Source organism: uncultured Veillonella sp. (assembly GCF_963551295.1).
Lineage (GTDB): Bacteria > Bacillota > Negativicutes > Veillonellales > Veillonellaceae > Veillonella.
This window is the reverse complement of record NZ_CAUVFT010000043.1, coordinates 1-11251: the sequence shown is the minus strand read 5'-3', so window position 1 is coordinate 11251 and position 11251 is coordinate 1. Positions and strand designations below refer to the sequence as shown.

7 protein-coding genes and 1 riboswitch are annotated in these 11251 nt (G+C 32.1%); of the genes, 6 read left to right on the top strand and 1 reads right to left on the bottom strand.

Annotated elements, in window-relative coordinates:
• The first annotated feature begins 90 nt into the window (after positions 1–90).
• The 6 genes from RYO55_RS09225 to RYO55_RS09200 all read left to right on the top strand — a co-directional run bounded on the left by RYO55_RS09225 (position 91) and on the right by RYO55_RS09200 (position 9722).
• Positions 91–3453: a DEAD/DEAH box helicase family protein gene (locus RYO55_RS09225; protein WP_314985227.1), complete on the top strand. Its 3363-nt coding sequence runs from the start codon at positions 91–93 to the stop codon at positions 3451–3453.
• Between the two features lie 36 nt (positions 3454–3489).
• On the top strand, positions 3490–4785 hold the full coding sequence (locus tag RYO55_RS09220; protein ID WP_314985226.1) for a P-loop NTPase fold protein: 1296 nt from the start codon (positions 3490–3492) through the stop codon (positions 4783–4785).
• Positions 4786–4973: 188 nt separating this feature from the next.
• A complete protein-coding gene (locus RYO55_RS09215; protein ID WP_314985224.1) occupies positions 4974–5759 on the top strand; it encodes a hypothetical protein in 786 nt (261 codons plus the stop codon).
• Positions 5760–5816: 57 nt separating this feature from the next.
• Positions 5817–6134, top strand: a complete 318-nt coding sequence (locus RYO55_RS09210) for an AAA domain-containing protein (RefSeq protein WP_314985223.1) — start codon at positions 5817–5819, stop codon at positions 6132–6134.
• A gap of 530 nt (positions 6135–6664) precedes the next feature.
• Entirely contained in the window at positions 6665–8479 is a 1815-nt protein-coding gene (locus RYO55_RS09205; protein WP_287507377.1) for an AAA family ATPase, read from the top strand.
• Between the two features lies 1 nt (position 8480).
• Positions 8481–9722 carry an LlaJI family restriction endonuclease gene (locus RYO55_RS09200; RefSeq protein WP_314985222.1) on the top strand — a complete coding sequence of 414 codons (1242 nt, stop codon included), beginning with the start codon at positions 8481–8483 and terminating at the stop codon, positions 9720–9722.
• A 92-nt stretch (positions 9723–9814) separates the two neighbouring features.
• On the opposite strand, the gene RYO55_RS09195 is transcribed toward RYO55_RS09200, so the two are convergent.
• Positions 9815–11026 carry an OFA family MFS transporter gene (locus RYO55_RS09195; protein ID WP_314985221.1) on the bottom strand — a complete coding sequence of 404 codons (1212 nt, stop codon included), beginning with the start codon at positions 11024–11026 and terminating at the stop codon, positions 9815–9817.
• Between the two features lie 89 nt (positions 11027–11115).
• A riboswitch (ZMP/ZTP riboswitch) is annotated at positions 11116–11203 on the bottom strand.
• Positions 11204–11251 lie beyond the last annotated feature (48 nt).

The window sequence follows — 11251 nt, the reverse complement described above, 5'->3', positions numbered from 1 at the left end:
AAATCAACAAATTGAAATTTGCTCAAATAGTGTATAATTAAACTAAGTATTATATAAAACAGATGAAGTTATATGTATAGGGGATTATATATGGCTAATTTTGATTTTCTTAATGGGATAGTTGAATATAAAGTTTTTGCAGATGCGGCTATTGAGGCAGAACGTGTATTTCACTCCTCTCCAGCTATGTGTGCAATTGGTTGTCGTAAGGCATTAGAGTTAGCTGTTAAGTGGGTATATACTGCAGATACTAGCATGATTATGCCTTATAAAGATAATCTTCAATCACTTTTACATGCAAAATCCTTTAAAGATGAGTTGCCAGAATCTTTGTGGCGCGAATTACAACCAATTGTAAAAATGGGTAATTTGGCTGTTCATTCCGACACTAAAATTTTGCCAAGAACGGCTATTATCTCATTACAGGCATTATTCAATTTTATTGAATGGATTGATTATTGTTATGGTTATAACTATGTGGAACGTACATTTGATGAAAATGCAATTCCTAAAACTATAATTCCAGTTGATGTTAAGAAAATCAAAGAGCAAGAAAGTTTGATTGCTCAAAATGCCCAACAAATTGAAAATCTATATTTAGAAATTGAAAAGCTTTCAAAATTATTATCTTCCGCAAAATCTGAGCATGTTTTAATGCGCAGTTTACCTAAAGTACCTGAAACAGAGGCTGAAACACGTAGGTATATAATTGATGTCGATCTTAAATTAATGGGTTGGAATTTTGACGGACCTAATAAAAATGTGATTGAAGAGTTTAAAGTTTCAAATCCATATGTTCTAGGTGGCTCAAATCTTAGTGTTGATTATGTATTAATGGGGCGTGATGGCAAGCCTCTTGCATTAATTGAGGCTAAGAAAACAAGTCGTGATATAAATGATGGTAAGACACAGGCATTAGCTTATGCAAATGCATTAGAACGTGAATATGGACAACGTCCGATTATTTTCCTATCAAATGGGTATGAAACTCATATGTGGGATGATCTTGAATGGAATATGCGGCGTGTAAGTAGTGTATATGGTGAAAGTGACCTAGAACGACTTATTGTACGTAGAAAATTAGATAAGCCTATTTTAAGTACTATTCCAATTAATGATGATATTTCAGCACGCTATTATCAAAAGGAAGCGATTAGGTCTGTTTGTCAAAATCTTGAAAATAAGGTTAGACGAAGCTTACTTGTTATGGCTACTGGTACAGGTAAAACTAGAACCTCAGTAAGCTTAGTTGATGTGCTCTCCCGAAGTAATCAAGTGACGAATGTATTATTTTTAGCAGATAGAATTGCATTAGTAAGTCAAGCAAAGGATGCTTTTAGAGAACATTTACCGTCTGTATCATTATGTAATCTTTGTGAAAGTAAAGATGATAAAAATGCTCGAATAGTTTTTTCTACATACCCTACAATATTAAATGCTATCGAAAAATCATTAGATGGAGAAGGTAAACGCTTATTTACTCCTGGTCATTTTGATTTAATAATTGTAGATGAAAGCCATCGTAGTATTTTTAAAAAATATAGGGCCATATTTGAATATTTTGATGCTATTCTTGTTGGTTTAACTGCTACACCTAAATCTGAGGTGGATAGAAATACATTTGACTTCTTTGAGGTTGAAAATGGAGTTCCTACATATGCATATAGTTATGATGAGGCTATTAAGGATAATTACTTAGTTCCATATTATAATTTTGAGATAGAATCAAAGTTTTTAACAGATGGCATTGTTTATGATGAGCTTTCAAAAGAAGACCAGGAACGACTGGAAGATGAAGCTTTAGAGCAGGCAGGAGAATTTAAAGGGGATTATTCTGCTACGGAAGTAAATTCTATTATTTATAGTACAGATACAATAGATCATGTTCTTAGAGAACTAGAGCAGAACGGTATAAAGACTCATAATGGAGATTCTTTAGGTAAAACAATTATCTTTGCTCAAAATAAAAAGCATGCTCGTCTAATTGAAGAAAGGTTTAATTGGTTATATCGTTCTTCAAAAGGTAAGAAGGCACGTGTTATTGTTAGCTCTGATCAACATGCATTACATTTAATTGATCAATTTAAATTTTCAGATGGTGAACCGGATATAGCAATTTCGGTAGATATGTTAGATACGGGAATTGATGTACCAGCATGTGTTAATTTGGTATTTTTTAAACGTATAAAATCAAAGACAAAATTCTGGCAAATGATAGGTCGTGGGACTCGCCTCTGTCCAGAAGTGGATTTTTTTGATAAAAATAATGGTGATTATGTAGGTAAGAAGTACTTCTATATCTTTGATTACTGTAAAAATTTTGAGTATTTTAGAAATCAAAAAAATATGATAGAAGTAAAAGGTAATAGTGCCACATTAGGTGAAAGAATCTTTGCTAAACGTGCTCAAATTATTGCACGACTACAAACTGAAAAATATGGCAGTGAAGAATATCAAAGCTGGCGTTCAGAACTTGTAGATGAGTGCTATAAAGAAATTACTGATTTAGAAGTAACAAAACCGGTTGTTCGTTTACAGTTAAAATATGTAGACAAATATAGTGTTAAGAAGTCGTTTGACTATTTGTCAAATATAGATGAGCATGACTTAATTACCTATGTTGCACCTTTGATTTGTGCTGATGTCAAAGAAAATTTGGCACGAGGATTTGATAACTTTGTATATGAAGGGATTTTAAATCTCTTTGATGGGCAATCTTTAGACTATTTTAAGAAACGTGTAATTAGCCTTTCTAATGCTTTACTAGAAAAAATTAGCATTGAACAAATTAGAAAGAAACAAGATTTCTTAAAGTTAATAAAAGAAGATGCATATTGGCAAATAATTGGTGCTTTGCGGTTAAATGATCTGAGAAAAGAGCTTAGAGATTTAGTTCAGTTTCTTGATGTTGCAGAACGTAGGGTTATTATAACAACAATTACAGATTCAGTATTATTAACTAGAGAAGGCAATACTCTTATGCCTGAAGTTTTTGAGAGTTATCAAGAAAAAGTTGAGTCATATTTTTTAACACATCAAAATCATCCAACAATTAAAAAACTTATTAATAATGATCCGATTGATGAAGAAGACTACAAAGCGTTGGAACATATTTTTACTCATGAATTAGGAAGTAAAGATGACTATGAAAAACGCTTTAAAGGTAAAGAGTTTGGATTGGTTGTTCGAGATATCGTAAAGATGAGCCCACAAGCTGCTGAAAAAGCCTTTTCAGATTTGATTAATACTAAGTCTATGAATAGTAATCAGATTAACTTTATTAAACAAGTTATTAGCTATATTACTGTTAATGGATATATGGAATCTCCTAATATGTTAACGGACCCTCCATTTGATAGACCATTTGATTTATGGAAACTGTTTGATCAAGTTGAAGCGGTAGAAATTGCGAATATAGTTAAGCAGATAAAAAATAATGCCTGCATAAAATAGACATTTTATTAGCAGCCATATTTGAGAGGGGACTATATGGATATACAAAAACATTATAGTGATTTTTCTGAGGCAAATCTGCGAGCAAGTTATATTGAAGATGTTCTTGATAGAAATAGGCATATCCACAACTTTATTTCAATATTATTTAATATTGAAAAAGGAGGCGTTATTGCTATAGATGGTGAGTGGGGGAGTGGAAAAACATATTTTGTTCATCAGGTAAAATGGCTTTTAGATTATGCTAGTGGAAATATTGATAGTGAGATTGAATCTGTATTGAGTCGCACTTTACCAAAACTACATAATATAAAGGGGCATAAATATAAGGTGTTTTATTATGATGCTTGGAGATATGATAAGTCTAATAATCCTTTTTTTACTTTACTAAGATCTTTGATTTTAACTTTTGGTGGAATTGATTTTTTTAAAGAGGAGAAAAGTATTAGCGATTCTTTATTTAGCGCTATTGCAAATATTATTGATGGAGTATCATCTATCAGGTTGCAGTCATTATTTAATTTTGGTAGAGCATTTTGCGGATTTAATGCGAAGGAACAGCTACCAGCGATTGAGTTTATTGAACAAATGGATGGTCAGGTGCATTCTTTTTTAGATTATGCATGTGAAGGTCAATATGATAAATTAATTATATTTATAGATGAACTTGATCGGTGTAAGCCTAGTTTTGCTATTGAGTTGCTTGAGATAATAAAGCATTATTTTAATCATGATAAGGTAGTATTTGTTCTTTCAACCAATTTAAGCGAGTTTCAATATTGTGTAAAGCAATATTATGGAGAAAGTTTTAATGGTTGGAAATATTTAGATAGGATTATAGATTTAAGAATCACATTACCTCAAATTTCATTAGAAGCATACCATAAATATTTGTGGAAGAAAACAGGGTTGGATAAGATTGATAATATCTCTATAGCTTGTGCAGATTATTTTGAATTAAATCTAAGAGAGTGTGAACGATATAATCAGCATATTAATATAGCCTTTGGTAGGTATATAAGAGAAAAATCTATAAATAATGAAATTTCGGATGAATTAGATTCATTATATGCTATTTTTATCCCTATTTTACTAGCATTAAAATTATATTCTGTAGATAAGTTTAAAGAATTTATTTCTGGAAGGGATTATGAAGTTATAAAGGGGTTGTTATCTGTAGACAGATTTCGAAAAAATGTTAGTTTTTTTATTTTGTCAGCAAATGAAGATTTAGCTGAAAATCGAGAAGCCTTATTGGTAAAAAAACTAGAATATTGTTATAATCAATTATTTATCCTGACTTTGATGTATTATATAAGGAAAATAAAATAGCTGATTTAATGTTAAAGCGTTTTACGATTGATAGTGATACAAAGACACATTTATTAAATATTCTTAATCTATTTTCTGGAAAGGCTAAATTTGATGTTTAAAAATTTATTTTAAGCAGATTTTTGTCTCATCAGGATATATGGTAGATTTCATATATATATAAGTCTAAATTGGGTAGGAGTCTCTTTATGGTTAATTTATTGAGTTTTTTTGAAGAGCATTATTTAGATACTTATTATCTTCAGCTAAAGGATTTTGTAAAATCTAAGCGATATAATTATTCTTATTTTGGTGATATTATAGGTGAAGAGAATATATCCTACGATATGTATGATATAAATGAAATTATTGAAAAGTTTAAGGAGATATGTCAACCAGATAGAGGCTATACAGATGAAGATAACTCTTGGTTTATATTAATTTCTTTCTATTTTTGGAAAAATGGATATACTTTGGATCAATTTCCAAATATATTTGAAAGACCTAAAAATATAAAGAGCTTTGCTTATGATGATATACGCCAGTTTGCCATTAAACATGGCATGGTTAAAAATGATGGTTCTGTTGCTTGGGCTACTCGACGACAAATTATAAATGAGTTTTCTTTTTCCTTTGATAATAAAAAATGTATAAATATTGATAATGTTGCTGAAAAATTAGTAATGGAAATTGATACTAATAGTCTTAAGTGGAATGAGATGACATTAGATACGAAGCTACTAAACTTAAACAATACAATAGAATATCTTTTAAAGTCTAAAAATAATAAGTTTATAGATATTCCAGAGATTGATCATATTCAACAATTAGTATTACCAACAGAATTTAGAAAATTGACGCATTTATTTAGGCATGGTGTGGCGCCTCACCTTAGAACTGAATATAGTGAATCTGAAAAACAGTTTCTCGTTGACTATGGTGTCAGTATGGTTCATTTGATATGCAGGAATTTAATTGATAAGCATAACATTTAGTATTTTATATAGATAGCGATTGAAGCTACCAGTGTTGCATATGGCTTTAAGAAGTATATGGAATCTCTTAGCGATGATATTGTGAACTGGACGAAGGAAGACAATAAGACATATTGGCTAGATGATAATATCGGTACTGTCCATACATTCCAAGGCAAAGAAGCTAAAGTCGTTATTTACATGTTAGGCTGTCAAAGTAATGACTCTGCGAATGGCGCTATTAAATGGGTTAATGCTAACAATGTAAATGTAGCTTTTACAAGAGCAAAAGAATATATCTATGTTATAGGTGATGCTCTGAAAAGGGCAGAACTCAATAAAAACCTTGCATTTGCACAACGGTACCTGCCTATATATGCTCTAGAGGATATTTAAGTTAACAAATTTTGACATCTATTGTAAATCGTTAGATTGTTGGATGTTGCATAATATATCTGTAAAGACTAAATACCACAAAAGTTTATATAAACAAAATAGGGAAAGAAATCTTTAGATTTCTTTCCCTATTTAGATATGATATAATTTATATCAAAGTGAGGCATAAATGGTTTGGTCGCCAGACTTCGCTTCTAAGTTAAAAATTGAAGAAATGGTCTGACTTCACAGTCGGGCCTTTTTTCATATAATCTCTCATCGTCAATCTCTAGGAGATTAGTAAAGGTTGGAGTAATTTAGTGGGATTAAGCTCAATATAGTGTTAGTAATAATAAAAGTAAAAATATGAAAGGTTCCTAATGGTCATTAATTTGTCTATTAGGACCTTTTCTATTTTCAGTACTAAATATTTACATTTTTGGGATTCATGAAATATTCATAATTTGATTTATCTATGATAAAATATAAGTAATATAGCTAGATTATGAGATGTGGTATACTTCTTTTATTGGAAAAATGTGGGGGATAATATGGGGGATATTGATAATTTAACAACAGAGGAAAGAGTTTCTTATTTAATAAAACCTATTTTAAAGGTACTTAGTCAATCGAGTAGTTCATTAACGACAGCAGAATTACGCTCTCAAATAATTAAGATGGATCCATATATTGCTGAATATGCTGAAGCTGTATATACTTCAGAGAAAACAGGAATCCCTTATAAGGATTTTACTAAAAGATTTAGTCTTGCAATTAAAGAGCTAGAAGTTTTAGGTATTTTAAGTCGTGAGGGTAAAGGTAAAAATAGTCGTATTTTATTAACACCAAAAGGTCAAGAGCTAGATATATCAACATTAAATGTGGAAAAAGAAATTAGGGCTAAAGCGCAAGTTTATTGGAAAGCGAGACGAAAAAAGATAACTAGGAAAAAAACAAAGGCGGCTAATGTAACAAAAAATGAAAAGAGAGTGTTATGGAGAGCAACTGCAAACTTTAAAGAATCTGGTTTCTCTTGGTATCAACTTGAAGTTGGTGATGTTGTTACGTACAACTATGCAACTGAAAAGAACATAGAAATCGGAAGATTTGGCTTAGGGTATAATAAAGATTCTGGAGCGGGCTCTAATCAACCTGCGGGTTCCATAGTTTGTGTTTTTCAAATTGTTGATTATTTAATTTTACCTGATTTACAAACTAACAAAGCCGTATTACGTTGTGTACATAAATTTGATAACCCAATAAGTCTTTATGAGATTAATAGTTGGTTTAATGATGGAAGTTCATTAAATCTTCAAGGTGGGCTTGCCTCAATTTCAGATACTCAAGCAGATATTATTATTAATAAATTTGAAAGTATTATACCTAAATTATCACCCTTTATAAAAAGTAGTAAAATATTTTTACCAATAGATCAAAGAGAACATCCACTACAGATAATGTTGTATGGTGCACCTGGTACTGGCAAAAGTTATAGTATAAGCTTTTTAATAAGACAAAGTTATCCAAGCTTCAATGAATGTGATGATAACCCTTATGTTTTCCGTACCACTATTTATCGTGATTACTCTTACTTTGATTTTGTAGGTAATATTATGCCTGTAACAAAAGATGGGAAAATTTCTTATGAATTTGTACCAGGAATTTTTACAACTGCTCTATTTGCTGCGTTAAGAAATCAAGATAGTGGTATAGATGTATATCTTATTTTAGAGGAAATGTCTCGTGGTGATATTGCTAGTATTTTTGGTGACATATTCCAGCTATTGGATAGAGATGATACAGGTAAAAGCATGTATGGTATTAACAATAAATCCATTTATGAATACCTTATTTTAAATGGAGCTATAAAGCCAGGATATAAGATTGTTATTCCAAAGAATTTACATATCATAGGTACCGTTAATACAAGTGATCAAAATGTTAATGTTATTGATACTGCGTTTAAACGAAGATTCGATTTTAAATATGTCGGAGTTGAACCTATTAAGTCAAATAATAATGGCTATGTCAATAATTTTAGTATTAATTTTACAAGTGACAATCAGTATGAGTGGGTAAAACTATATCAAGCAATCAATCATGTTATAATAAATGATTTAGGATTAGCAGAAGACAAACAGCTAGGGCCTTTCTTCTTAAAGGATAAAGGTAATGATGATTTAAATAGAGATCAAGTTGCTAATAAATTATTACATTACTTATGGCAGGATGTAGAGCGTGTTTCGTATACTAGTGGAAGCCTTTTTGCTGACGGTATAACATCTTTTAGTCAATTATATTATGCATTTGAGAAGCGAGAAAATATTTTAAGTAAATCTGTAATCGAGCAATATGGGAAGTTATGATATGGAAAAGGATGTATTGGACTATCACTTTGAAATTATTAATGATGGTGATAATTTGACAGAGTCTTTTTGCGACGATTGGGATATTTATCCATATTGTGATCGATATAATGAGAGGTTGAGCTGCTCGTTTGTAGGGATGGTAGTGAAAGAAGGTAATATTCTACTATCCTTTCCTAAGCACTATAATGTTGGTAAAGTCACTTCACGAGATGAGAAGTTATGGATATTACAATCGATGAAAGACATATTACATATTATAGAGCAAGATAGACAATTGTATGGGGTTGAGCCTGGACAATTAACTGACACGATTCCTGTAGATGCATATCATTATATTCTTAGATATTATTTAGAGCTTGGATTATATCATCGTCAAATAAGGGATACCTTTAAAGGTTATAAAGGGCACATCAATTGGCATCAAACAATAAATTCAATTCGTCCTTTATTAAGTGATGGAAATTTTATATATTCTCCATTTATAGTTAACTGTGAATATGATGAGTCAATTTTTATAACTGAGTGTATGGATTATGTCTTATATGATTTTTATAAATCATTTCAATCTTTATTAGATGATATCCATCCTTATAAACGTAAATTTTATAATCCTATTTTTGACGAGTACAATTTTTGCATCTCTAAATTACAAACATTAATTGGTCGTCTTTTCAAGGATCATGAACGGTTGTTGTTGAACTCTTTGATAAGATACTTTCAATGGAAAAGTAATTATAGTAAGTCCTCTAAGTTTCTAACTCTGTATTTTGAATGGTTTTGGGAACGTATGGTACATTCGTATTTGTCTAATCATGTACTAATCTCGGGTGATGATTATGAAATTACAACGGAGCTACAACCTACCAAGCTAAATATAATAAAACCAGATAACATGGATATCGAGCAACGTAAAAATGGTGAACGTAGTCGATTTTCAATACAGTTTGATCATTACTTAAAAATTGTAACTAGTAGAACTCAACCATTAATCTTATTGTTTGATTCCAAGTATTTTTCTAATGATGTGAATGCATTTAATTATAAGCAAGCATTTTATTACTATTATTTGCGTGGTAAATATAAAGATGCCATTATTAGAAATGCTTTAATCATACCTACATCAGGTGAAAGGAGAACTGTAGTACACGTTGATAGACAACACATTGATGGTCTATATATTCGTGAGGAATATATAAACCTTAAGGATGTAATCGACTATTATAATTCGATCATATCTTAATAGTAATTGTAAAAGATATATACATAAGTAAAAAATCTCCCTAGTTGTAATATGATAGCAACTAGGGAGATTTCCTTATTTGGCAGTACGTATTAGTTATGCAGTCCTCGTTTACTGTATATTTTTAAGATTATAGCAATAATTGTATTTAACACAAATAGAGCGGCAAAACATTCTAAAGCAGTAGTATAGCCATATCCTGCTTCGTGAAAGTATGATACGAGCATAGGGCCTGCGATGCCCGCTAATCCCCAAGCAGTTAGAATACGACCATGAATAGTAGAAAGCTGACGTATACCGTAGAGATCTGCAAGATATGCTGGCATACAGGCGAATCCACCGCCATAGCATGTGATAATGAGAAGAATTAAAATTTGGAATGTTAGCGCACTATTGGTTTGGGCGAGTAGATAGAATGCGACGATTTCTATAATAAAGAATAGTATGTAAGTTTGTGCTCGACCAAGGTAATCAGAGATAGTAGACCATGCAATGCGCCCACCGCCATTGAAGATACCGATGATACCAACCAGTGATGCAGCTGCTGTAGGTGTCATACCAATGGCTTCTTGCGCCATAGGGGAGGCTAAGGATAGGAGGCCTATACCACAGGTAATATTAATAAAGAATACCCACCAAAGGGCACCGAATTGCCAAGTTTTCATGGCATCATTGGCTAGCATGCCATGGGTATGAACGTACATGGTAGATCTATCCTTACTAGTTCGAGTGGGGTGTTTTTGTTGAGGTGCTTTCAAATAGAGTGAAGAGGCGCCCATAATTACGAGATAGATTACACCGAGGATAATGAAAGTATCCACCAATCCAACCTGAGCTACAAGGTATTGCATAAGAGGCCCTGCAATGAGAGAAGCAAAGCCAAAACCCATAATAGCTAAACCAGTAGCAAACCCTGGGCGATTTGGAAAGTATTTCACGAGTGTAGAAACTGGTGTTATATAACCAATGCCTAGTCCAATGCCACCGATGATGCCGTAGAAGAGATAGAGTAAGGTAAGATTGTGTATGCTAAGTGCGTAGGCCGTACCCAATAATCCGGTTACCCAGAATAACATAGCGAGAAGTCCACTTTTCTTAGGGCCAATTTTTTCTGCAAAGGATCCAAGAAAGCCCGCAGATAGTCCGAGCATTAAAATAGCTAATGAGAATGTCCATGTTGTTTGCGATAAGGTAAAACCCATATCTGCCATAATGGGACGTGTGAGTACGCTCCATGCGTATACGCTACCAATGGATATGTGCAGACCAATGGCTGCTAATGCAATAAACCAACGATTTCTCATAAGAAAACTCCTTTCATATAGGTGAGATATTCAGATATAGATAAAGAAGCATTTGTTACGAGAAGGCGATAAAAAAGACCATCTGAACAAAAGCTTGCCCAGACGGTCGGCTATCACACAATGTGTGCTACTGTGCATGTAGTTAATTCTACGTATCCGTCAGCCCAGTAGGAATATATTACGAATATAGCAATTGAAAGGACATCTTGTCGGTGATATAAGTCA